The 22,233-nt window shown below is 69.8% G+C and carries 18 protein-coding genes; 11 read left to right on the forward strand and 7 right to left on the reverse strand.

Annotated features, from left to right (window positions below; all coding sequences use genetic code 11):
* Positions 1 to 58 precede the first annotated feature (58 nt).
* From HNQ70_RS14135 to HNQ70_RS14165, 7 genes are all read right to left on the reverse strand, one after another.
* Positions 59 to 1,903 (reverse strand): CotH kinase family protein, encoded by a 1,845-nt coding sequence (locus HNQ70_RS14135; RefSeq protein WP_183968717.1) that lies wholly within the window; start codon positions 1,901 to 1,903, stop codon positions 59 to 61.
* A 104-nt stretch (positions 1,904 to 2,007) separates the two neighbouring features.
* On the reverse strand, positions 2,008 to 2,397 hold the full coding sequence (locus tag HNQ70_RS14140; RefSeq protein ID WP_183968719.1) for a Zn-ribbon domain-containing OB-fold protein: 390 nt from the start codon (positions 2,395 to 2,397) through the stop codon (positions 2,008 to 2,010).
* Between the two features lie 8 nt (positions 2,398 to 2,405).
* Positions 2,406 to 3,572: a thiolase domain-containing protein gene (locus tag HNQ70_RS14145; protein ID WP_183968721.1), complete on the reverse strand. Its 1,167-nt coding sequence runs from the start codon at positions 3,570 to 3,572 to the stop codon at positions 2,406 to 2,408.
* A gap of 100 nt (positions 3,573 to 3,672) precedes the next feature.
* Complete coding sequence (locus tag HNQ70_RS14150) at positions 3,673 to 4,314, reverse strand: gamma-glutamylcyclotransferase (protein ID WP_183968723.1); 642 nt, start codon at positions 4,312 to 4,314, stop codon at positions 3,673 to 3,675.
* 28 nt (positions 4,315 to 4,342) lie between these two features.
* Positions 4,343 to 7,099 carry a DNA topoisomerase III gene (locus tag HNQ70_RS14155; RefSeq protein ID WP_183968725.1) on the reverse strand — a complete coding sequence of 919 codons (2,757 nt, stop codon included), beginning with the start codon at positions 7,097 to 7,099 and terminating at the stop codon, positions 4,343 to 4,345.
* Between the two features lie 135 nt (positions 7,100 to 7,234).
* The gene (dprA, locus tag HNQ70_RS14160) at positions 7,235 to 8,380 is read right to left on the reverse strand and encodes a DNA-processing protein DprA (protein ID WP_183968733.1); all 1,146 of its coding nucleotides are present in this window, start codon (positions 8,378 to 8,380) and stop codon (positions 7,235 to 7,237) included.
* A 9-nt stretch (positions 8,381 to 8,389) separates the two neighbouring features.
* Positions 8,390 to 9,445, reverse strand: coding sequence for a LysM peptidoglycan-binding domain-containing protein (locus HNQ70_RS14165; protein WP_183968735.1), 1,056 nt, complete (start codon positions 9,443 to 9,445; stop codon positions 8,390 to 8,392).
* A 156-nt stretch (positions 9,446 to 9,601) separates the two neighbouring features.
* Here HNQ70_RS14165 and def point away from each other — a divergent pair, with 156 nt between their 5' ends.
* The 11 genes from def to HNQ70_RS14220 all read left to right on the forward strand — a co-directional run bounded on the left by def (position 9,602) and on the right by HNQ70_RS14220 (position 22,175).
* Positions 9,602 to 10,108, forward strand: coding sequence for a peptide deformylase (gene def / locus HNQ70_RS14170; RefSeq protein ID WP_183968737.1), 507 nt, complete (start codon positions 9,602 to 9,604; stop codon positions 10,106 to 10,108).
* A 361-nt stretch (positions 10,109 to 10,469) separates the two neighbouring features.
* Complete coding sequence (gene fmt, locus HNQ70_RS14175) at positions 10,470 to 11,417, forward strand: methionyl-tRNA formyltransferase (protein ID WP_183968739.1); 948 nt, start codon at positions 10,470 to 10,472, stop codon at positions 11,415 to 11,417.
* Between the two features lie 125 nt (positions 11,418 to 11,542).
* On the forward strand, positions 11,543 to 12,391 hold the full coding sequence (gene htpX / locus HNQ70_RS14180; protein WP_183968741.1) for a zinc metalloprotease HtpX: 849 nt from the start codon (positions 11,543 to 11,545) through the stop codon (positions 12,389 to 12,391).
* 47 nt (positions 12,392 to 12,438) lie between these two features.
* Complete coding sequence (gene rsmB / locus HNQ70_RS14185) at positions 12,439 to 13,755, forward strand: 16S rRNA (cytosine(967)-C(5))-methyltransferase RsmB (RefSeq protein ID WP_183968743.1); 1,317 nt, start codon at positions 12,439 to 12,441, stop codon at positions 13,753 to 13,755.
* Complete coding sequence (locus HNQ70_RS14190; RefSeq protein WP_183968745.1) at positions 13,752 to 14,327, forward strand: DUF4390 domain-containing protein; 576 nt, start codon at positions 13,752 to 13,754, stop codon at positions 14,325 to 14,327. Before rsmB ends, HNQ70_RS14190 begins: the two co-directional genes overlap by 4 nt.
* Positions 14,300 to 16,651 (forward strand): sensor histidine kinase, encoded by a 2,352-nt coding sequence (locus HNQ70_RS14195; protein WP_183968747.1) that lies wholly within the window; start codon positions 14,300 to 14,302, stop codon positions 16,649 to 16,651. The genes HNQ70_RS14190 and HNQ70_RS14195 overlap by 28 nt, the downstream gene beginning before the upstream one ends.
* Positions 16,644 to 17,417 (forward strand): response regulator, encoded by a 774-nt coding sequence (locus HNQ70_RS14200; protein WP_183968749.1) that lies wholly within the window; start codon positions 16,644 to 16,646, stop codon positions 17,415 to 17,417. Before HNQ70_RS14195 ends, HNQ70_RS14200 begins: the two co-directional genes overlap by 8 nt.
* Before the next feature lie 22 nt (positions 17,418 to 17,439).
* Positions 17,440 to 18,828, forward strand: coding sequence for a Trk system potassium transporter TrkA (gene trkA, locus HNQ70_RS14205; protein ID WP_183968751.1), 1,389 nt, complete (start codon positions 17,440 to 17,442; stop codon positions 18,826 to 18,828).
* A gap of 139 nt (positions 18,829 to 18,967) precedes the next feature.
* Complete coding sequence (locus HNQ70_RS14210) at positions 18,968 to 20,077, forward strand: TRAP transporter substrate-binding protein (RefSeq protein ID WP_183968753.1); 1,110 nt, start codon at positions 18,968 to 18,970, stop codon at positions 20,075 to 20,077.
* 104 nt (positions 20,078 to 20,181) lie between these two features.
* Entirely contained in the window at positions 20,182 to 21,639 is a 1,458-nt protein-coding gene (locus HNQ70_RS14215) for a TrkH family potassium uptake protein (protein WP_183968755.1), read from the forward strand.
* Positions 21,636 to 22,175: a hypothetical protein gene (locus tag HNQ70_RS14220; protein ID WP_183968757.1), complete on the forward strand. Its 540-nt coding sequence runs from the start codon at positions 21,636 to 21,638 to the stop codon at positions 22,173 to 22,175. Before HNQ70_RS14215 ends, HNQ70_RS14220 begins: the two co-directional genes overlap by 4 nt.
* The last annotated feature ends 58 nt before the right edge of the window (positions 22,176 to 22,233 follow it).

The raw sequence follows: 22,233 nt of genomic DNA on the forward strand, positions 1-22,233 counted from the left end.
CTCCGACGGACCGGCGTCGTCCGGCCGGTCCGGGTCCCGCACGTTTGCGCGGCGCTGGCTAGCCGCAACTAAGCCTGTAGGCGGTGTCGGTGCTGAAGACCGAGTCCATCCAACTGGAGCGGTCGGTCAGGAAGCTGCCGAGGAACGCGAGCTCCTCGTCCCAGGTGTTCCATACGTAGTGGCTCACGAGCGGCTGGCCCAGGATTGGCCAGCGCTCGAAGTTCCTGGCCTGGGCCGTCTGGAGCCTGGCGTGCTGGATGTCGATGCTCCTGCGGACGAAGGGCTCGATCCCCGGCGCCATCGCCTGCCAGCGGCGCGCGAGCAAGGATCCGTGTTCGGGCTTCTGGAGCAGCAGCGCCAGCCAGTTGCTGCCGTCGTAGAAGTCATGCTGGCGCGATACCCAGCATCCCTGCGGAAGGTACACCGCAGGGAGGTCAAAGTTGCCGGCGGAGATGTCGAAGTCCCAGATCGGCCCCAGGTTCAGTTTCCGGTCCGCGAGCCGCTCCTCGCGCTCCGAGCCCTTCCACAGGAAGACGCTGCTCAGGAAGGGCGCATCGAGGTTCTTGAACAGCTCGCTGAGCAGGGTCCAGTCGGCGAAGCTCTCGGGGTGGATCGACGCGGGCGTGGTGCCGCCGTGCAGCTCTAGTTCGACGTCGTCCAGGTAGGACTTGACGTACTCGAGCTGGGCGACGGTGATGTCCTCTTCGTCGGGCGTGTCGATGCAGAAGCGCGTTTTTCCGAGGGGCGACACGTACCGCAGATCGAGGCGCTCGTCGACGTGGCAGTCGAGTCTGCCGTCCGCCTCGACGAGGTATCCGCCGTCGGCCTCGGCGTCCGCAGGCTCGTCGCTCATCTCGTGGATGTCCAGGCGAGCCGACGAGATCCGGATGTCCTCGGCGAGCAGGTAGACGCCGACGTAGTCCCCGTTGAGCACCACCTCGACATGGACGCCCGAGGGGTTCCACTTCATCCCGTCCCGGCCGAACAGCGAGCTGTTGGCGAGCGAGAACGCGAGCTTGTTGCGAATCAGCGAGCGGTCGAGGTAGTCGGCCAGCAGGACCCAGTTGCGATTCTTCCGCATGCCGGCGACATCGGCGAGCGCGGCATAGCTGGCGTCGTTCGTGAACTGGACCTTGTAGGGCTTCTTCGGGTACTGCCAGGTCGAGTTGCCCCGGCCCCGGATCCTGCCGTTCAGTTGCACGGGCAGGTCTGAGATGACTTCGTGGTCGAGCACGAAGTTCGCGTCGACGTAGGTTTCCTTGGAGTCGACGGCCGCGCCGTTCCGGGTCGTGATCCGGAGCTGGGGCAGCTCCCTGAGCGCGCTCGGCAGGTGGGCCAGGAAGGCGTCGAAGCCGGGCGGGCCCGAGAGGCGGGGATCGGCATGGACGGACTTCAGCGTCTCGACCGCCAGCCGCGCGATGCGAGCCACAGGCGCGTCCGGGGCGACCGAGCCGGGGTCGAACCGGAAGGGGTGGGCCCGCGGGAAGCCGAGCATCTCTCTGGTCAGGTCCTCGGCAAGCTCGACTGATGGCTCGCCGCTCCAATGCACGATGGCGGTGAACGGGGTGATCGTGGTGGAGTAGCTCACGGACGGCGTGGCCATCCGGTAGGACACGACCTCCGGCGCCGCGCCCGACGACATCAGGGCCAGCAGCGGCGGGTCCGACGATTCGGGAATTTCCAGGCCGAAGGCGCCCGAGCCGTCAGTGTCGGCCTGCGGCTCGCCGGCGTCGCACTGGTCGTTGCGATTCAGGTCGGCGCACACGCGTCCCGCGTCCGCGGTCCCCGTGAACACCCTGCCCACCACCTCGCGGGTCGGCGTGTCGCCGCCCCCGGAGGAACAGGCGGACAGCACCAGCGCAGTGCACAGCGCGCTGGCCAGGCGGAGATCGAATCGTTGCATCGTGGTGGCTCTCCTTTTCCGTGCCCATGCCCTCCGGACATCGTCGCGAGGGCACGGGACGGGCCGGCTCGCTCGGCGCGCCCCGCCCCGCCCGCTGCGCTGCGTCAGGCCGGCGTGAACACCGGCACCGGGGCGCCTTCCTCGCTCGCCTTGAAGGTGACCTTGACCCGCTGGCCGATCGCCAGCGCATCGAGGTCGCAGTCGACGATGTTGGTGAGCATCGAGACGCCTTCGTCCAGGGTGACGTAGGCCAGTGCGTACGGCACCGGCGAGCCGCGGCGCATCACGCTGTAGGTATAGATCTCGCCGGTGCCCTTGGCGTCGAACCACTCGGTGTTGTCCGAGAAGCAGAACGGGCACAGCGCGCGCGGATAGTAGTGCGGCTGGCCGCAATCCTTGCAGCGCTTGATCCGCAGGCGGCCTTCGGCGGCGGCATCCCAGAACGGCTTGTTCTCGGGGTTGACGAAGGGGGCGGGAAACTTGCGTTCAGTCATGGTCAGGGTCACTCCCGCTCGAGGATCAGGGTTGCGCTGCCGTGGCGCGAGCCGAGCTGTCCGCCCGTGCCCTGCGCGAGCGCGAGCTTGCAGTCCTTGACCTGCACCGCCGGATGGGCCTCGCCGCGCAGCTGTCGGACGGCTTCGATCACCTTGGTGATGCCGCCGCGGTTCGCCGGGTGGTTGTTGCACAGTCCGCCGCCGTCGGTGTTGAAAGGCAGCCGGCCGCTGCCTGCGATCAGGTTGCCGTCGGCGACGAACGCGCCGCCCTTGCCCTTCTCGCAGAAGCCGAGGTCTTCCAGCTGCAGCAGCACCGTGATGGTGAAGCTGTCGTAGATCGACGCGTACTGGATGTCGGAGGGCTTGACGCCGGCTTCCTCGAAGGCCGCGGCGCCCGACCAGCGAGCTCCGGTGGTGGTGAGGTCGACCTTGCCGCCGTTCTGGCCCCGGGGGGACTCGCCGGCGCCGAGCAGGCGCACCTTGGGTCGGTTCAGTGTTCTGGCGATCTCGGGGCGGGCGACGATCAGCGCGCCGCCGCCGTCGCTGACCACGCAGCAGTCGAGCCGGTGCAGCGGGTCGGCGATGACCGGCGAGGCCAGCACCTGCTCCACGGTGACCACGTCGCGCAGCATCGCGTGCGGATTGTGCTGGGCGTGATGGGAGGCGGCGACCTTGATCCAGGCCAGCTGCTCGGCCGTGGTGCCGAATTCGTGCATGTGGCGCATCGCGCACATGCCGTAGCCGTTCGCGGTGGCCAGGCCATACGGGAATTCGTAGCCGGCGTCCGGCGCGCTGGCGCCGTAGTTGCGCGGCTGCGTGCCCGATGAGCCCTCCGAGCGCGGCCGGCCGGCCAGCGTGATCAGCGCGACGTTGCACTTGCCGGCGGCGATCGCCTCGGCTGCATGCGCGACGTGGATCAGGTAGGACGAACCGCCGGTTTCGGTGGAGTCGATGTGGCGGACCTTCAGGCCCATGTAGTCGACCATCGACAGCGGTCCGAGACCGGGAGCGTCGCCGGCGCAGAAGTAGCCGTCGACGTCGTCCTTGCTCAGGCCGGCGTCGGCCAGTGCGCCGCGCGCGGCTTCCGCGTGCAGCTGCGCGACCGATTTGTCCGGCGCGAGTCGCGTCGGATGCTCGTACGCACCGACGATGTAGGCTTTGCCTCGAATGCTCATGGGGCTCCTTGGGGTGTGTTCGGCGCCGATCCTGGGGCGATTCGGGCCTTTGCGGACGCAATCATAGGCGATCGCGTCGTCTTGGCAGGGCGGGGCCGTTTCACCCAGGCGCCTGCGCGCAGGGCGCTCCGTCGCTCGGGTGGCCGGCTTCCGTTCCGCCTGAGACTTCAGCGCCGCCGGCGGCGCCCGTGGTCGCGGCGCCTTCCACGCAGTGACTCGTGGCAAGCAGCCGGTGCACCAGCCGGGCCATCCGCGCGTCGTGCACGCCATGATGCTGCAGCGCGTGCAGCGTGTTGATCGCGTACTCGCGGTTGGGGCCGCGCTGCCCGGCGCAGCTGGCCAGCCGGCGCAGCAGTTCCGGCTCGGGCAGCAGGTTGTAGGCCTCGCTGGCGCGGTTGGCGACGAAGGTGAGCGCGCGCACCTGCCGTCCGTCCGCGAGCGTGGTGGCGGCCAGCGTGGGCACATAGACGTCGCCGAGCATCTCGCGCTCGTAGAGCTGCTCGATTGCGCGGCGCCGGCTTGCGTGATGCAGCCGGAATGCCAGCCCGATGCAGCTGCCGCCGCGATCCAGGCCGAGCACCACACCCGGCGCGTCGATCGTGCCGCGATAGTGCATCGAGGCGATGCAGAACGCGCGGTGATAGCCGTGGACTCGCCCGAGCTCGGCTCCCTCGAAATCGATCTCCGGATTCCAGATCAGCGATCCGTATCCGAAGACCCAGTCGGCAAGCAGCAGGTCCACTGGGGTGGGTGTCCGGAGCCCGCGCCGATCAGGCGGACTCGTTGCCGGGCGCCTCGTCGGCGGAATCCTCCGCGGCGGCGGCCTTGCGGGGCGTGGCCGGCTTCTTCGCGGCAGGTTTCTTCGCGGCAGGTTTCTTCGCAGCAGGCTTCTTCGCAGCAGGCTTCCTGGCCGCGGGCGTCTTTGTGGCAGCTGCCTTGGCCGGCGCTTTCGCCGTGGCCTTCGGCGCAGCTTTCGCTGCCCCCTTTGCCGGCGCCTCCTCGTCGCCTTCGGCTGCCTTGCCGCGCGCGGGGCCGGCCTTGCCCGGGCGCTCCGGACGCGGCTCGAACTCGAACCCGGTCTTGCCGTCCGCGCCCCGGACCAGGTAGGCCTTGAACTTGCGGCGGGTGCGCGAGGACACGAAACCCGGCAGCAGGCTGGTGCGGCCCTCGGCGAGCAGCTTCGACATCTCCTCCCTGGAGACCTCCTGCTGCAGGATGATCTTGCCGGAGCGGAAGTCGCAGCTGCGCGCCTGCCCGACGGATTTCTCGCAGACGTAGGACATGCCGTGCTCGTACACGCCAGCGCCGCACTTCGGGCAGGCGCCCAGCGAGACCTGGCCGGAGAAGTCGACGGCTTCGCCGCCTTCGCCTTCATCGTCGCCCTGGCTCTGGCCGAAATCGAATTCCAGCTTGAACTCGGGACTGATCTTCAGGATGGCGGCGAAGGGCCGGCCGAGCCGGCTGCGGAAGCCCTGCAGCGGGCCGAGCGTGCGCTCGCGCAGCAGCGTCTCGACCTCGGCGATCTCGAAGGTGCGCCCGCCGGGGTGCTTGCCGATGGAGAAGTCGCACTGGGTGCAGGCGAAGCGCTTGTAGTTCTCCTGGACCACGCCGCCGCACCTGGGGCAGGGGGTTGCGAGCGTGGCGTAATCGCCCGGCACCGTGTCGGACTGGTAGTTCTTAGCGCGCTCGACGATGCGCCGGGTGACCTCGCCGATCTCGGTCATGAAGGTGTCGCGGTCCAGCAGCCCCCGCTCCATCTGGGCGAGCTTGTGCTCCCAGCCGCCGGTGAGCTCGGGCATGGTGAGCTCCTGCACCCCGAGGCCGCGCAGCAGCGTGAGCAGCTGGAAGGCCTTCGCGGTGGGGATGAGCTCTCGCCCCTCTCGCACGAGGTAGTTCTCGGCGATCAGGCCCTCGATGGTCGCGGCGCGCGTGGCCGGCGTGCCCAGGCCTTTGCCGGCCATCGCCTCGCGCAGCGAATCGTCGTCGATCAGCTTGCCCGCGCCTTCCATCGCCGAGAGCAGCGTGGCCTCGCTGTAGCGGGGCGGCGGACGGGTGGCGAGCGCCTGCACCGCAGCGCGCAGGGTGTCCACGCGCTCGCGGTCCTCGACGGCGACCAGCATGGGGTCGGGCTTGCCGCCCGCGGGCGCCCCGGTCGCTTCCTCGAGCGAGCGCCCGTAGATGGCGAGCCAGCCGGGGTTGGTCATCACCCGGCCCTCGGTCTTGAAGGAATGGGCTTCGACGACGGTGATCCGGGTGGTGATCAGGTACTCGGCGGCAGGGAAGAACACGGCCAGGAAGCGGCGCACGACGAGATCGTAGATGCGCTGCTCGGCCTCGCTGAGGCTCTTCGGCACCTGCAGCGTCGGGATGATGGCGAAGTGGTCGCTGACCTTGGTGTTGTCGAAGATGCGCTTGTTGGGGCGCACCCAGCCGCTGGCCTGGATCTGCTTCGCGAAGGGCGCGAACTGCGGCAGCTGCTCCAGCTCGCCCAGGGTGCTGCTCACCGTGCCCAGGTAGTCCTCGGGCAGCGCGCGGGAGTCGGTCCGCGGGTAGGTGAGGACCTTGTGCTTTTCGTAAAGCGCCTGTGCGATCGACAGCGTGGCCTTGGCCGAGAAGCCGAAGCGGCCGTTGGCCTCGCGCTGCAGGCTGGTCAGGTCGAAGAGCGCGGGCGACAACTGGGTGGACGGCTTGGCCTCCTCGGTGACCACGCCGGGCTTGCCTGCACAGGCGGCCACGATCGCGTCTGCCGCGGCGCGGTCCCACAGGCGTTCCGCGCGCGCCTCGGGATCCTCGCCCTTGCGGAAGCCGGTGTCGAACCAGCGTCCTTCGTATTCGCCGGCCTTGGCCTGGAAGCTGGCGCGGACCTCGAAGTAGTCGCGCGAGACGAAGCGTCGGATCTTGTCTTCGCGGTCGACGACGATCGCCAGCGTGGGCGTCTGCACCCGGCCGACGGTGGTCAGGAAGAAGCCGCCATCGCGCGAGTTGAACGCAGTCATCGCGCGCGTGCCGTTGATGCCCACCAGCCAGTCGGCTTCGGAGCGGCAGCGGGCTGCGTCGGCCAGCGGCATCATCTGGCTGTCGTCGCGCAGCTGCTGGAAGGCTTCGCGGATGGCTGCCGGCGTCATCGACTGAAGCCAGAGGCGCTTGATCGGCTGCTTCGCCTTGGCGTGCTGAGCGATCAGCCTGAAGATGAGCTCGCCCTCGCGCCCCGCGTCGCAGGCGTTGATCAGAAGATCGATGTCCTTGCGCCGGATGAGCTTCGTGAGCAGCTTGAGCCGCTCCTGGTTCTTGACGATCGGCTGGATGTCGAAGTGCGGCGGGATGACCGGCAGGTGGGCGAACGACCACTTGCCCCGCTTGACCTCGTACTGCTCGGGCGCGGCGATCTCGAGCAGGTGGCCGACTGCCGAGGACACGACGTAGTCGTCGCTCTCGAAGAAGTCGGCGGTTCGCGTGAAACCGCCCAGCGCCCGCGCGATGTCGGCGGCCACCGAAGGCTTTTCCGCGATGATCAGTGCTTTGCTCATGTCGACCAGGAACGCACCAGGGGCGCGAATGATAAGAGTGCGGTCGCCGGCGTGGCAACCACGTTATGGGGCTTCACGGGCTGCGACTCGCGTGCCGGGCAGGGGAACTTTCCGGCCGGTCCAGGCGCGATCTTCTCACGCGCGCCGCTGGTAGCGCCCGTCGGTCAGGCGGTCGACACGTCCGGTGAGCTCGAGCTCGAGCAGCCGAGCGGCGATGTTGCGGCCGTCGCCGGCGCCCAGGGCGACCAGGGAATCGATGCCCTGCGGATCCCATCCCATCAGGGACAGCAGCGGGTCCGGGTCGGGAGCGGCTGCGCCAGGGGGGCCTCCGGAGCGCGGCAGCGGGCCCGCGCCGGGCGCGAACTGCGGCAGTTCGGAGAGCACGTCCTGGGCGCATTCCACCAGGCGCGCGCCCTGCTTGATCAGCAGGTGGCAGCCGCGCGACAGCGGTGAGTGGATGGAGCCGGGAATGGCGAAGACGTCCCGGCCAGCCTCCGCGGCGAGGCGCGCGGTGATCAGCGAGCCGCTGCGCAGCGCCGCCTCGACCACCAGAACCCCGAGCGATAGCCCGGCGATCACGCGGTTGCGGCGCGGGAAGCCGCTCTTGCGCGGACCGCTGCCCAGCGGCATTTCGGACAGCACGACACCGCCGCCTTCAGCGATCGCGTCTGCCAGCGACCGGTTCTCCGGGGGGTACACCGCATCCACGCCGGTGCCCAGGACTGCGATGGTGCCGCCGGCGCGGCTCAGCGCCCCCACATGCGCGGCGGAGTCGATGCCACGGGCCAGCCCGCTGGCGATGACGAGCCCGGTGTCCGCGAGGGTCCGGGCGAAGGCGGTGGCGGTGCGTGCGCCGCCCGCGGTGGGCGTGCGGCTGCCGACGATCGCCAGGCAGGGGCGGCGCAGCGCCTCGGGCGCGCCACGGGCATACAGCAGGACGGGCGGGTCGGCGGTGTGGAGCAGCGGACCGGAGTAGTCGGGGTCGATGAGGCTCAGCAGGCGGTGACCGGGCCGCGCCGCCCACTCCAGCGCCTGTTCGACGGCGCGTTCGCGCTCCGGGTCGGGCGCCAGCAGGCGCGCGGCGGCAGTTGCGCCGACCACCTGGGCCAGTGCGCTGCGGTTGGCCGCGAACACGTCCTCGGGCGGGCCGAAGGCGGCGAGCAGCGTACGCGCCGCTGCCGGCCCGATGCCGCGGGTGAGCGACAGGCGGAGCCAGGCGGCGCGTTCGGTGTCCGGAAACGAAACCGCGCGCCTGGGGCGCGCGGTCTGGGTGTGCGGCATGCGGAGTCGCTAGGGGTTGGTGACGTCGTCGCCGATCGAGATGTCGCGCGACGCAGCCGTGATCAGACCGTATGCGATCTTATCGAAGACACGGAAGACGAGAAGATGGCCAATCGGCTCGCCCGGAAGTCGTACCTCCTTGCGGGTTTCGGGATCGCGGACAAGCCGGCCGCGCTCCTTGATCCCGAGCACGTTGCCGACCGCGACGCCCTGGCTGGCGCCCACGTTGACCGCGACCACGCTGTTGCGTCCCGCCTGGGCGACGCCCCGATGGATGGAGACGATGCGCCCTTCCACGTCGGACTGCGGCGGGCTGGGCACGTAGTTGGGGATGTCCTGGCGCTCGGCAGGCATCAGCCGGTCGCCCGGCCCCACTTCCTCGCTGACCGCCTGCATGCGCAGCGTGGCGGGGTCGCCGTCGCGTTCCAGGCGCGCGCTGCCGACGAACTGCGCCTCCCAGGCGATGGGCTTGCGGGTGTCGGGGTCGAGCAGTGCGCGCGCGGGCCGGTAGACATGCCAGTCGGCGCCGGCGCCGTCGGGGATGCCGCGGGCGTAGGCCAGCTCGCCACGGCTCAGGTACACGCGCCCGTCCTGGGTAGCGATGATGCGCGGATGCGACTGCAGGCCCTGCTCGTCGACGATCAGCGGTCGGTTCAGGAAGGGTGCGATCGCCTGGCCGTCGATCGTCGGCACCGCCGTTGCAGGCAGGGCCTCCGAGCGCACCTCGGGACGCGCGCGCTCCGCCCGCTCGCCGTACGCGCCGCCGCGGCCCATCGGCTTGCCCAGGCGCAGCCGCGGCGTGCCGCTGCTGTTGTCCAGGTAGACGACGTCGCCGGGGTAGATCCAGTGCGGATCCCGGATCTGCTCGCGATTGAGCTGCCAGATCTCCGGCCAGCGCCAGGGCTTCTGCAGGAACTTCGCGGAGATGTCCCAAAGGGTGTCGCCACGCACGACGACGTATTGGTCGGGAGCGTCCCTGGCGAGCTCGAGCGGCTGGGCGAGGACGCCGGTGGACAGCAGCAGGGTGAGGGCCGCTCCGAGGACCCGCGTGCTAAAATTTTTCATTTGACGCTCATGGCTCCCGAGGGCTTGGGGCGCTGGAAAACCCCTGATAATCAAGGGCTTGAAAAACGGGTCCGAGGCGCGGATAGTGAATGGAATTCTGCAGCCCCGCCTGGCGCTCCACCAACCCTGACAGGACTCAACGGTAGGTTTCCGCCGATGGCCGTACTGAACATTCTGCGCTATCCAGACCCCCGCCTTCACCAGGTGGCGCGTCCGGTCGAGTTCTTCGACGAGCGCCTGCGCCAGCTGGTGCGCGACATGGCCGAGACGATGTATGCGGCGCCCGGCGTCGGCCTGGCGGCAACGCAGGTCGACGTGCATGAGCGCATCGTCGTCATCGACGTCTCCGACACCAAGGACCAGCTGCAGGTCTTCGTGAACCCGAAGGTGGTCGCGGCCAGCGACGAGCGCAAGGTCTACGAGGAAGGCTGCCTGTCGGTGCCCGGCATCTACGATGAGGTCGAGCGGCCGGACCGGGTCCGCGTCGAAGCCTTCGACGAGCATGGCAAGCCCTTCGCGATCGATGCCGACGGCCTGCTCGCGGTCTGCATCCAGCATGAGATCGACCACCTCGACGGCCGCGTCTTCGTGCAGTACCTGTCGCGCCTCAAGCAGAGCCGCATCCGCACCAGACTGCTCAAGGGCGACCGGGAAGCCGCCTGAAGTGGAGTCGAGCGCGGCGGGCTGCGGCGCCGTGGAAAACCCGTGGACAAGCCGCCGGAAAGCGGTGGATCTGCGCTCGAACAAGCGGTGGAAAACCCCTGGATTGGGCCGGTAAAAGGCCGGTAGAACACCGGTAAAACGCCGGTAAAACGCCAGTACAAGGGCGGGAATAGCGCGTGGAAGGCACGAGGAAAACCCGTGCATTCCCCTGCGGATCGCGGCGGCGCATCAGTGCTTCCCGCTCCATCCTGCGCGGCATCCCCCGCAGTCCGACTGCCGGCACGCAGTGATGGCAGCGATACGCGCCACAGTTGCCATCCCTTCCCCCTTCCCCCTTCCCCCTTCCCCCCCCCCGAAAAACATGCGCCTGATCTTCGCCGGTACCCCTGTCTTCGCCGAGCGAGCGCTCGCGGCCCTCATCGAGGCCGGCCAGGAGATCGTGCTGGTGCTCACCCGGGCCGACCGGCCGGCGGGCCGGGGGCAGCAGCTGCAGGCAAGTCCGGTGAAGCAGCTCGCCCTGGCGCGCGGGCTTCCGGTCTTCCAGCCGCGCAGCCTGCGCGATGCCGAGGCCAGGGAGCGGATTGCCGCGGCGGGCGCCGACGCGATGGTGGTGGCCGCCTACGGGCTGATCCTTCCGCCTGACGTGCTGGACGCGCCGCGGCTTGGCTGCATCAACATCCATGCGTCGCTGTTGCCGCGCTGGCGTGGGGCTGCGCCGATCCAGAGGGCGATCGAGGCGGGCGACCGCGAGACCGGCATCACCATCATGCAGATGGACGAGGGCCTGGACACCGGGCCGATGCTGCTGGCGCGTGCCATCCCGATCGGCCCCGGGGAGACCGGGGGCGGGCTGCACGACCGTCTTGCCGAACTCGGCGCCGACCTGATCGTCGAGGCGCTGGGCGCGCTGGAGCGCGGTGCGCTGCCGTCGGTGCCGCAGCCGGCCGAGGGCGCCACCTATGCTGCCAAGATCGAGAAGACCGAAACCGAGATCGACTGGCGCCGCCCGGCGGCGAGCCTCGCCGACCGAGTACGCGCCTTCGACCCGTTTCCGGGTACGCTCGCCAGGCTGGAGGGCGCCGGCGGATCGCTCAAGCTCTGGAGTGCGCAGGCCGTCGGGCGCAGCGTCGAGGCGGCGCCCGGCACCGTGATCGGCGCCGGCGACGGGGAACTGGTGGTCGCCTGCGGCGATGGGGCGCTGTCGCTGCTCGAGCTGCAGAAGCCGGGCGGGCGGCGCCTGCCGGTGCGCGACTTCCTGCGCGGCTTCCCCATTGCGCCGGGTGCGCGCTTCGGCGTGCCCACGACCTGAACGGGACGGCCTGCGCGCTGCCTGCCGGCGTGCAATGTCGGGGCCTTGTGCGCGACGAAGGTCATCCCCACCTTTCGATTCCGGGGCTGACTGCAGCGCCGGGTGGTTCCACAGGAGACAGGACGATGTTCAACTGGGTCAAGACCGCGATGCTGATGGCCGCGATCACCGCGCTCTTCGGCGTGCTGGGCGCCTCGATCGGCGGTCGCCAGGGCATGCTGCTGGCGCTCGGGTTCGCGGTGGTGTCCAACTTCTTCGCCTACTGGTTCTCCGACAAGATGGTGCTGCGCATGTACAACGCGCAGGAGGTCGACGAGACCACTGCGCCGCAGTTCTATCGCATGGTGAGGGAGCTGGCCGAGCGCGCCGCCCTGCCGATGCCCAAGGTGTACCTGATCGACGAACAGGCGCCGAACGCGTTCGCGACCGGCCGCAACCCCGAGCATGCTGCGGTGGCTGCGACCACCGGCATCCTGCGCGTGCTCAGCGAGCGCGAGCTGCGCGGGGTGATGGCGCACGAGCTTTCACACGTGAAGAACAGGGACATCCTGATCTCCACCATCTCTGCGACGATGGCGGGCGCGATCTCGGCGCTGGCCAACTTCGCGATGTTCTTTGGCGGCCGCGACGGCGAGGGCCGGCCGGTCAACCCGATCGCCGGCATCCTGGTGGCCATCCTTGCGCCGCTGGCAGGCGCGCTGATCCAGATGGCGATCTCGCGGGCGCGGGAGTTCGAGGCCGACCGCGGCGGCGCGGAGATCAGCGGCGATCCGCAGGCGCTGGCCTCGGCGCTCGACAAGATCCACCGCTACGCCCAGGGCATCCCGCTCGAGACCACCGAGCGCCACCCCGAGACCGCCCAGATGATGATCATGAACCCGCTGTCCGGCGGCGGCCTGCGCGGGCTGTTCTCCACGCACCCCGCCACCGAGGAGCGCATCGCCCGCCTGATGGCGATGGCAGGGCGCGGTTGACGCGCGTGTCAGGCGAGCCATCGGGCCCCGGGCCCGCCGAACCGTCGTTGCGGGCGCCGCTGGCCGCCGAGCTGCGCGCGGCGGCGCTGGCCGTCGAGCGCGTGCGCGCCGGCCGGGCGCTGCCGCCTTCGCTGGACGAGGCCGCCGCGCGCTGGCGGCTGGAGGGCGTTTCCCGGGCGGCGATGCGCGACATCGCCTACACCGCGGTGCGCCGGCTCGGCACCGCCGGCGCCCTCGCGGCGCGCCTGAACGCGCGTCGGCCGTCCGTGGCGCTCGCTGCGCTGCAGCTGGTGGCCTTGTCGGAACTGCTCGTCCAGGGCCGCCGCCATGAAGCGGTGATCGTCGACCAGGCGGTCGAGGCCGCGCGGCTGAGCCCCGAGACCCAGCCGGGCGCCGGCTTCCTCAACGCCACCCTGCGCCGCTTCCTGCGCGACCGGCCAGCGCTGATGCTGGCCGTGTCGCACGACCAGGAGGCCGTCTGGAACCACCCCCGCTGGTGGATCGACCTACTGCAGGCGGACCATCCGGCGCACTGGGAGGCCGTCCTGGCGGCGGGCAACGCACCGCCGCCGATGACGCTGCGTGTCAATGCGCGGCGCGCCAGCGTTGACGAGTGCCTGGCGGAACTCGGTTCGGCCGGTCACGGCGCGCGGCAGATCGGACCGCATGCCGTGCGCCTGGACCGACCTTGCGACGTCGCGCAGCTGCCCGGCTTCGCCCAAGGGCGGCTCTCGGTGCAGGATCTCGCCGCGCAGATGGCCGCGCCGCTGCTCGACGTGCAGCCCGGCCAGCGGGTGCTCGACGCCTGTGCCGCACCGGGCGGCAAGACCGCCCATCTGCTCGAGCTGGTCGACTGTTCGGTGACCGCGCTGGATTCCGACGCCGCGCGCCTGGAGCGGGTGCGAGAGAGCCTCGGGCGCCTGGGGTTGTCGGCCGACGTGGTCTGCGGCGACGCGCGCCGCCCGGACGACTGGTGGGACGGCCGCCGCTACGACCGCATCCTTCTCGACGCGCCCTGCTCTGCGTCGGGCATCGTGCGTCGCCACCCGGAGATCCGCTGGCTGCGCCGCCGTCGCGATCTGGCGACACTTTCGGCAGTGCAGTCGGAAATGCTGGCCGCGCTTTGGCCCCTGCTCGAACCGGGTGGTAAATTGCTCTACGCAACGTGCTCGGTGTTCCGCGCCGAAGGCGCGGAGCCGATCGAGCGTTTCCTTGCGGGGCGCACCGACGCCGAGCGGGTCGACCTGCAGTGGCGCTGGCCCGCCGATGCGCAGGTCATCCCGGTCGGTCAGCTGCTGCCGCAGGCCGACGAGCACATCGACCACGACGGTTTCTTCTACGCACTGATCCGAAAGATCCCTTGACCGCTCGCCTCGCCAGGGCGCTGGTCCTGGTGGCGACGTTCCTGGCGGCGCTCGCGGCCTTTCAGCCAGCGTCGGCCGCCGATGCCATCGAGGCCCGCAGCGTCCGCATCGAACGTTCAGCCGGCGGTGATGGCTGGGAGTTGTCGGCCGATTTCCACCTGCCCCTGCCCGACCGTCTCGAAGAGGCGGTAAACCGCGGCGTCGCGCTCTATTTCGTGCTCGAGTTCGAGCTGGCACGTCCGCGCTGGTACTGGTGGGATGAGATGGCCGCGTCGGCCAGCCAGACCTGGCGCCTGGGATACCACGCACTGACGCAGCAGTACCGCCTGACCCAGGGCGGCGGCTTCGCGCAGGCCTTCGGCAGCCTGGGCGAGGCGCTGCAGACGCTGTCGCGGGTGCGCGGCTGGCGGGTGATCGAAGCCGGCGATGCGAGTCCGGGCAGCGAGTACCAGGCCCGGGTGCGGATGAGGCTGGACGCGTCGATGCTGCCCAAGCCCTTCCAGGTCACCGCCATCACCAACCGCGACTGGAACCTGCAGGCCGAATGGACCCGATTCCGATTCGTGCCCTAGACCTTGGCAAGCGCGCGGTCACGCGTGCGCTCAGGGTCTCGCTGATCGTCTCCGTCGCGCTGGCGGCGATCCTGCTCGCGCTGCTGGCCACGGCGAGCGGCAACACGCAGCTCTTCGAGCGGCACTATCCGACTCTGCTCTGGATCACTCTGGGCGTGGCCGGCACGCTCCTGGTGCTGGTGCTGGAGCTGCTGCGCCGGCTGGCGGTGCGCTGGCGGCGCGGCTTGTTCGGCACCCGGCTGATGGCCCGGATGGCCGGGGCGTTCGTGCTGATGTCGGTGCTGCCCGTGGCGCTGGTCTTCCTGGTGGCGGTGCAGTTCGTCGGACGGTCGATCGAATCCTGGTTCGACGTTCCGCTGGAGCGGGCGCTCGATTCCGGGCTGAGCCTTGCACGCGCCTCGCTGGAGTCGCAGCTCAGCGACCTCACGCAGAAGGCCAGGGTGATGGCGGCCGAACTGGCCGAGTCGCCGCCCGGGGCGCTCTCGTCGACGCTGTCCGGGCTGCGCGACCAGGCCGGGGTCCAGGAGGCGCTGGTGCTGTCCGGGTCCGGGCGCATCGTGGTCGCGAGCGGCGGGCGCTTCGCGCAGCTGGTCCCGGACCTGCCGCCCTCGGACGTGCTGCGCCAGGCGCGGCTCACGCGGCAGTTCGCCCGGATCGAGGGCGGCGACCCCGGCGATCCGCAGGGGGTTGCCGACGCGGCCGGCGCGGGCGGGATTTCCGAGGCGCTCAAGCTGCGGGTCATCGTTGCGATCGTCACCGAGGGGCAGCTCGCGGACGACAGCCGCTACCTGCAGCTGGTGCAGCCGGTGCCCACGGCGCTGAGCCAGAACGCCGAGGCGGTGCAGCAGGGCTATCGCGATTTCCAGGAACTCTCGCTGGCGCGCGCCGGGCTCAAGCGCGTCTTCAGGATCACCCTCACGCTGATTTTCCTGCTGACGGTGTTCAGCGCGGTGGCCGGCGCCTTCCTGCTCGCCGGATGGCTGACCGGGCCCCTGTCCGAACTCGCTGCGGCCACCCGCGCAGTCGCCGAGGGGGACTTCCGGCAGGTGAAGGACTACGCTGGCCGCGACGAGCTCGGCGTGCTCACCGGTTCGTTCAACGCGATGACCCGCCAGCTGCAGGAGGCGCGCCTGCTGGTCGAACGCAACCAGCGCGAACTCGAGCGCGTCAACGCGCGTCTCGAGAGCGTGCTCGGCAACATCGACGCCGGCGTGATGGTGCTGGACTCCGAGTTGCGGCTCACGCTTGCCAATCCCGGCGCGGACCGGATCGTCGGCACTCCGCTCGCCGCCTTCTTCGGACAGCCGCTGGCGGCGCTGCCGCGGCTTGGCGAGCTCGAGCCCGAGGTGCGCAGCGCCTTTAACGAGCAGGCAGCCACCGGTGCGGGCAGCTGGCAGCGCCAGTTCGCGCTGCAGCGGCCGGTGGTTGCCGAGGATTCCGCGGGGGCGGTGCCGGCGCGCACCGAACAGACCCTGCTGGCGCGCGGCTCCATCCTGCCCGAGCGCCGGGTCGGCTACGTCATCGTGTTCGACGACATCAGCGAGGTGATCTCCGCGCAGCGCGCGGTGGCATGGTCGGAGGTTGCGCGGCGGCTGGCGCACGAGATCACCAATCCGCTCACGCCGATCCAGCTCGCGGCCGAGCGCATGCAGCTCAAGCTGCACGGCAAGCTCGCGGGCGCCGACGCGGAGCTGCTCCAGAAGAACTCGCAGACCATCGTCAACCAGGTCGCGGCGCTCAAGATGATGGTGGACGAGTTCAGGGACTACGCGCGGCTGCCTGCGGCCCGCCTGACGCCGATCGCCCTGAACGAGCTGATCGACGACGTGCTGCGCCTGTACTCGGCGCCCGAGGCGCACGGCGCGATCCAGCTGCAACTGGCCGAGGCCTTGCCGCGGGTGATGGGCGACGCCACCCAGTTGCGCCAGGTGATCCACAATCTGCTCAAGAACGCGCTGGAGGCGGCCGAGCGGCGCGAGCGCCCGGAAATCCGCGTGTCGACCGAGGCTATTGCACTGCCGGACGACGCCCTCGCGGTCCGCCTGATGGTGCGCGACAACGGCACGGGTTTCACGCCGGCGCTGCTGGCCAGGGCCTTCGAGCCCTACGTCACCAGCAAGCCGCGCGGCACCGGTCTTGGCCTGCCGATCGTGCGCAAGATCATCGAGGAGCACCAGGCACGCATCGAAGTTGCGAACTGGAACGCCGCCGACGGCACGGTCGGCGGCGCGCAGGTCTCGGTTCTATTTACGAAATTGGCGAAAAGCGGCGAGAATCCCCGCTTCGACCCCGCTGAGAGGCGTCAAGACGAGGGCCATGGCTGAGATACTGGTGGTGGATGACGAGATCGGCATCCGCGAGTTGCTTTCCGAGATTCTCGGCGACGAAGGGCATTCGGTGTTGCTTGCGGACTGCGCCCAGCAGGCCCGCAAGGTGCGCGACGAGAACCCCCTCGATCTCGTGCTGCTCGACATCTGGATGCCGGACACCGACGGCGTCACGCTGCTCAAGGAGTGGGCCGCCGGCGGCAAGCTCACGATGCCGGTGATCATGATGTCCGGACACGCGACGATTGACACCGCGGTCGAGGCGACCCGGATCGGCGCGCTCGATTTCCTCGAGAAGCCGATTGCGCTGCAGAAGCTCCTCAAGGCGGTCGAACAGGGCCTCGCCAGGGGCAAGGCCGCGCGCCTGCAAGCCCAGACCGAGGCACGGCTCGCCAGCGTGCCAGAGGTCGTTCCGCTGCCGCGTCCGCCGGCGCCGGAGCCGCTGGCCGGGGCCACTGTGGAGTTTCGCCCGGTCGCGGCGCAACCTGGCGCGGCCTTCCTTCCGACTACGGGCGGCGCGCCCGTGTCCGGCCAGCCGGGCGCTGCGATCGCGTTGCGCGACCTGCCTCTCGACCTCCCCCTGCGCGAAGCGCGCGACGCGTTCGAGCGAGCCTACTTCGAGCATCACCTGGCGCGCGAGATGGGCAGCATGACGAGGGTCGCCGAGAAGACCGGCCTGGAGCGCACCCATCTCTACCGCAAGCTGAAGCAGCTCGGCATCGACCTCTCGCGCGGGATCTGGCGCAGGAACCAGAGCCACTGATGCGGTCTCGGCCGCGGGCACCGTGAAGATCATCATCCTCGGCGCCGGGCGGGTCGGCGAATCGGTCGCGGAGAGCCTGGTCTCCGAGCAGAACGACATCACGGTCGTCGATACCGACGTCGACCAGCTGGCGCATCTGCAGGACCGCCTCGACCTGCGCACCGTACCCGGCAACGGCACGCACCCGGCGGTGCTCGAGCTGGCGGGCGCGGCCGACGCTGACATGCTGATCGCGACGGCGGCCCGCGACGAAACCAACCTGGTGGCCTGCCAGCTCGCGGCCCGGCTGTTCAACGTGCCCACGCGCATCGCGCGCATCCGCGCGCCGGACTTCCAGGACCACCCGGAGATCACCGGCGAGGGCGGCTTTTACGTCGACCACCTGATCTGCCCCGAGCAGACGGTGTGCGATTACATATTCAAGCTCATCGAGTTCCCGGAGGCTCTGCAGGTCCTCGAGTTCGCCGGCGGACGGGCCAGCCTGATCGCTGTGCGCGCCTATGCCGGCGGCCCGCTGGTCGAGAACCCGCTCAGTGCGCTGCGCGCCAAGCATCCCAAGATCGACATGCGGGTGGTCGCGATCTTCCGCGGCGACCATGCGATCCGCCCGGATGGCGACACGCGCATCGAGGCGGGCGACGAGGTCTTCCTGCTCGCGGCCTCCGAGCACATCCGCACCGCGCTGTCTGACCTGCGCCGGATGGACAGGCCGGTGCGCCGGATCATGCTGGCCGGCGGAGGCAACATCGGGCTGCGGCTCGCGCGCGCGCTGGGCACGGATTATCAGGTGAAGCTGATCGAGAGCAACGCCAGACGCTGCGAGTACCTGGCCACGCAGCTGCCGTCGTCGACGCTGGTGCTGCACGGCGACTCCACCGACGAGGATCTGCTCGCCAGCGAGGCCGTCGGCGACATGGACCTGTTTCTCGCGCTCACCAACGACGACGAGAACAACATCATGTCCTGCATGATGGCCAAGCGGATGGGCGCGCGCAGGGTGATCGCGCTGATCAACCGCCGCGCCTATGCCGAGCTGATGCAGGGCAGCCGCATCGACATCGCGCTGGTGCCCGCACAGACCACGATCGGTCAGCTGCTCGCGCACGTGCGCCGCGGCGACGTGGTTGCGGTGCACTCGCTGCGCCGCGGCGCGGCCGAAGCGCTGGAGGCGATCGCGCATGGCGACGCCAAGTCGTCCAAGGTGGTGGGGCGGCGGATCGAGGAGATCGACCTGCCGGTGGGCGCGACGATCGGCGCCATCGTGCGCACCACGGCCGGACGTTCCGAGGTCATCATGGCCCATCACGACACCCAGATCCGCGCGGAGGACCATGTGATCGTGTTCGTGACGAACAAGCGCACGATCCCGAAGGTCGAAAAGCTGTTCCAGGTCAGCGTGGGCTTCTTCTGATCTCGAAACCGAGCGGGAAATCCCTAGCGCCTGCCGCCGTGACAACCCGCGCTGCGGCTTCTACGATGAACCGGCACGGGCCATGGCAGGGCGTGCCGGCCGCAGAGCCGGGAGGCCGCATACGGGGAGGGCAGCAGGGATGACGGGCAACGCGCCGCCGAGAAGGCGCTTCATCGCGACCGCGGGCGCGGGGGCGACGACGCTTGGCTTCCCGATGGTGGCCCGCGCCCAGCCGGTGACCCTGCGCTTCCAGAGCACCTGGCCGCAGAAGGACATCTTCCACGAGTTCGCCAACGATTTCGCGCAGAAGGTCAACGAGATGTCCGGCGGCCGCCTGCGCATCGAGGTGCTGCCAGCAGGGGCGGTGGTCAAGGCCTTCGATCTGCTCGATGGCGTTGCCAAGGGAGTGCTGGACGGCGGCCATGGGCTGCTTGCCTACTGGTACTCGAAGAACTCGGCGCTCGCCCTCTGGGGCACCGGCCCCGCATTTGGCATGGACGCCAACATGCTGCTGGCCTGGCACCGCTACGGCGGGGGCAAGGAACTGCTCGAGCAGATCTACTCCGATCTCAACCTGGGGGTGGTGTCCTTCGTCTACGGGCCGATGCCGACCCAGCCGCTGGGCTGGTTCAAGCGCCCGGTGACCCGGCCGGAGCAGTTCAAGGGCATGCGTTTTCGCACCGTGGGGCTGTCGATCGACCTGTTCACCCGGATGGGGGCATTGGTCAACGCGCTGCCCGGCGCCGAGGTGGTCCCCGCGATGGACCGCGGGCTGCTCGACGGCGCCGAGTTCAGCAACGCGAGTTCCGACCGGCTGCTCGGCTTCCCGGACGTTGCCAAGGTCTGCATGCTGCAGAGCTTCCACCAGCCGGCGGAGGCTTTCGAGATCCTGTTCAACCGCAGGCGCTTCGAATCGCTGCCTGCCGACCTGCGGGCGATCGTCCGCCACGCGGTCGACGCGAGTTCGGCGGACATGAGCTGGAAGGCCATCGATCGTTTCTCCAGGGACCACCTCGACCTGCAGCAGAAGCAGGGGGTGAAGTTCCATCGCACCCCCGAGACGATCCTGCGCAGCCAGCTCAAGCTATGGGACGAGATCGCCGAAGCGAAGGCGGCCGAGAATCCGATGTTCCGCAACGTCTACGAATCGCAGCGGGTGTTCGCGGCCCGCACCACGCGCTGGCAGGGCGAGACCCAGGTGGACTTCCGCCTGGCCTACGATCATTACTTCGCGCCGAGGAAGAACTGACAACGCAGCCCCCTCGCGCGCTCCGCGCGGGGCGACGGCTAGCGCCAACGCGCTGCCCGCGGGCGCTCCGATAGAATCCTGGCTTCTTCCGCGGCGCCAACCCCATGCATCGACTGCTGGTGATCGCCCATGTGCTGGGCGGCCTGCTGATGGTCTTCTCGGCCACCTTTCTGCTGCCATTCTTCTGGTCGCTTGCGGTGGACGACGGCACCGCGCGCAGCTTCGCGGTGTCGGGGCTGGGCTGCCTCGTGGCGGGCCTCATGCTGTGGCTCGGCACCCTGCGTTTCCGCCGGGAACTGCAGCCGCGCGACGGCGCGCTGCTGGTGGTGCTCGGCTGGGTCGGCATGGCCGGCGCCGGCGCGGCGCCGCTGGTGATGGAGCTGCCGGATCTCTCGCTGACCGATGCGTACTTCGAGTCCATCTCGGCGCTGACCACCACCGGTGCCACGGTGCTCTCCGGCCTCGATTCGATGCCGCAGGCGATCAACATCTGGCGCCATGCGCTGCAGTGGTTCGGCGGCATGGGCATCATCGTCCTCGCGGTCGCCATCCTGCCCCTGCTGGGGATCGGCGGCCGACAACTGTACAAGGCCGAGACGCCCGGGCCGATGAAGGAGTCCAAGCTCACGCCCCGGATCGCCCAGACCGCCAAGTACCTGTGGCTGCTGTACGCGCTGCTGACGCTGGCCTGCGCGCTGTCGCTGCGCGCCGTCGGGATGGACTGGTACGACGCGCTCTGCCACGCCTTCTCGGCGACCGCGCTGGGCGGCTTCTCGAACCGCGATGACAGCATCGCGTCCTTCGATTCGCTGGCGGTCGAGCTGGTGCTGATGTGCTTCATGATGCTCGCGGTGCTGAACTTCACCACGCACTTCCTGGCGCTGCGCCAGCGCTCGCTGCGGGTCTACGTGCGCGACACCGAGGTGTTCGCGGTGTGGACGCTGATCCTGTCAAGCTGCCTGATGCTCGGCGGCTACCTCTGGTGGCAGGGCATCTACCCTGACTTCGGCCAGGCGCTTCGCTACGCGAGCTTCAACACGATCTCGCTCGCCACCTCGAGCGGCTACATGAGCACGGACTTCGACCTGTGGCCCATCTTCGCGCCGATGTGGATGCTCTTCCTGGGAGCGATCGCCTCGTCGGCGGGATCCACCGGCGGTGGCATCAAGATGATGCGGGTGCTGATCCTGCTCCGGCAGGCGGCGCTGGAACTCAAGCGCATCGTTCATCCCCGGGCGGTGACGCCGCTCACGCTGAGCGGCCATGTGGTCGACAACCGCATCGTGCTCGCGGTGCTCGGCTACATGCTGCTGTACGGGCTGACGCTGGTGGTGCTCACCTTCGTGATGATGGCCACCGGGCTGGACTTCATCACCGCGGTCACGGGCGTCATGGCCTGCCTGAACAACACGGGGCCGGGGCTGAACCTGCTGGGGCCCGCCTTCAACTACCAGCACCTGTCCGACCTGCAGACCTGGCTGTTCGCGTTCGCGATGCTGGCCGGCCGGCTGGAGCTGCTGACGGTGTTCGTGCTGTTCACGCCCGGGTTCTGGCGCAAGTGAGCCGCGCTCGCATCCCGGTCGGCCTGATCGCTGCGCCGGCAAGCGCGCAGCGCTCGGCACTGATCGCACAGTGGCTCGATTCCCGCCCGGCGCAGGAGCGCTGGGCAGTGCTGGTCGAAGGAGGCCTCGGCGCTCTGGCCGCCGTGGCCAGCGCGCCTGGCGCGGGCACGTCGCCCGACGGAGCCGCTGCGCCCGGCAGCGGCGCGCAGGCGTCGCACCCGCCGGGAGTCGTCGCAGTCGCGCTGGGCGGCTGCGCCTGCTGCACCGGAGCGACGGTGCTGCGCGTGACGCTGACGCGGCTGCTGCGCGCGGGCGGCCTGCACCGGATGCTGATCGTGGTCGGCGCGGCGGCGCGACCGGAGGCAGTCGCCGCGATGCTGTCCGCGCCGCCCTTCGATGCGCTGCTCGAGCCGTTCGTGGCCCTGCCGGAGCCGGAGCCGGAGTCGCAGTCGCAGTCGCAGTCGCAGTCGCAGCGGGGCGACGCGGCGCGCCATGCGGGCACTGCCACCGCCCAGCAGCAGCCAGTGGACACTTGAAACCCGGCCGGACGGCGCCATCTGCATCACAGGTGTCCAGTGGGCCGCAGTGGCCCGA

The sequence above is a fragment of the Quisquiliibacterium transsilvanicum genome, from assembly GCF_014202215.1.
GTDB lineage: Bacteria > Pseudomonadota > Gammaproteobacteria > Burkholderiales > Burkholderiaceae_E > Quisquiliibacterium > Quisquiliibacterium transsilvanicum.

Coding starts and splice junctions, on each gene's coding strand:
- HNQ70_RS14135 (WP_183968717.1), bottom strand. CDS start 1,903: ATGCAACGATTCGATCTCCGCCTGGCCAGCGCGCTGTGCACTGCGCTG.
- htpX (WP_183968741.1), top strand. CDS start 11,543: ATGTTCAACTGGGTCAAGACCGCGATGCTGATGGCCGCGATCACCGCG.
- HNQ70_RS14155 (WP_183968725.1), bottom strand. CDS start 7,099: ATGAGCAAAGCACTGATCATCGCGGAAAAGCCTTCGGTGGCCGCCGAC.
- HNQ70_RS14145 (WP_183968721.1), bottom strand. CDS start 3,572: ATGAGCATTCGAGGCAAAGCCTACATCGTCGGTGCGTACGAGCATCCG.
- HNQ70_RS14140 (WP_183968719.1), bottom strand. CDS start 2,397: ATGACTGAACGCAAGTTTCCCGCCCCCTTCGTCAACCCCGAGAACAAG.
- HNQ70_RS14215 (WP_183968755.1), top strand. CDS start 20,182: ATGCATCGACTGCTGGTGATCGCCCATGTGCTGGGCGGCCTGCTGATG.
- HNQ70_RS14195 (WP_183968747.1), top strand. CDS start 14,300: ATGGACCCGATTCCGATTCGTGCCCTAGACCTTGGCAAGCGCGCGGTC.
- HNQ70_RS14165 (WP_183968735.1), bottom strand. CDS start 9,445: ATGAAAAATTTTAGCACGCGGGTCCTCGGAGCGGCCCTCACCCTGCTG.
- fmt (WP_183968739.1), top strand. CDS start 10,470: ATGCGCCTGATCTTCGCCGGTACCCCTGTCTTCGCCGAGCGAGCGCTC.
- dprA (WP_183968733.1), bottom strand. CDS start 8,380: ATGCCGCACACCCAGACCGCGCGCCCCAGGCGCGCGGTTTCGTTTCCG.
- HNQ70_RS14200 (WP_183968749.1), top strand. CDS start 16,644: ATGGCTGAGATACTGGTGGTGGATGACGAGATCGGCATCCGCGAGTTG.
- def (WP_183968737.1), top strand. CDS start 9,602: ATGGCCGTACTGAACATTCTGCGCTATCCAGACCCCCGCCTTCACCAG.
- HNQ70_RS14210 (WP_183968753.1), top strand. CDS start 18,968: ATGACGGGCAACGCGCCGCCGAGAAGGCGCTTCATCGCGACCGCGGGC.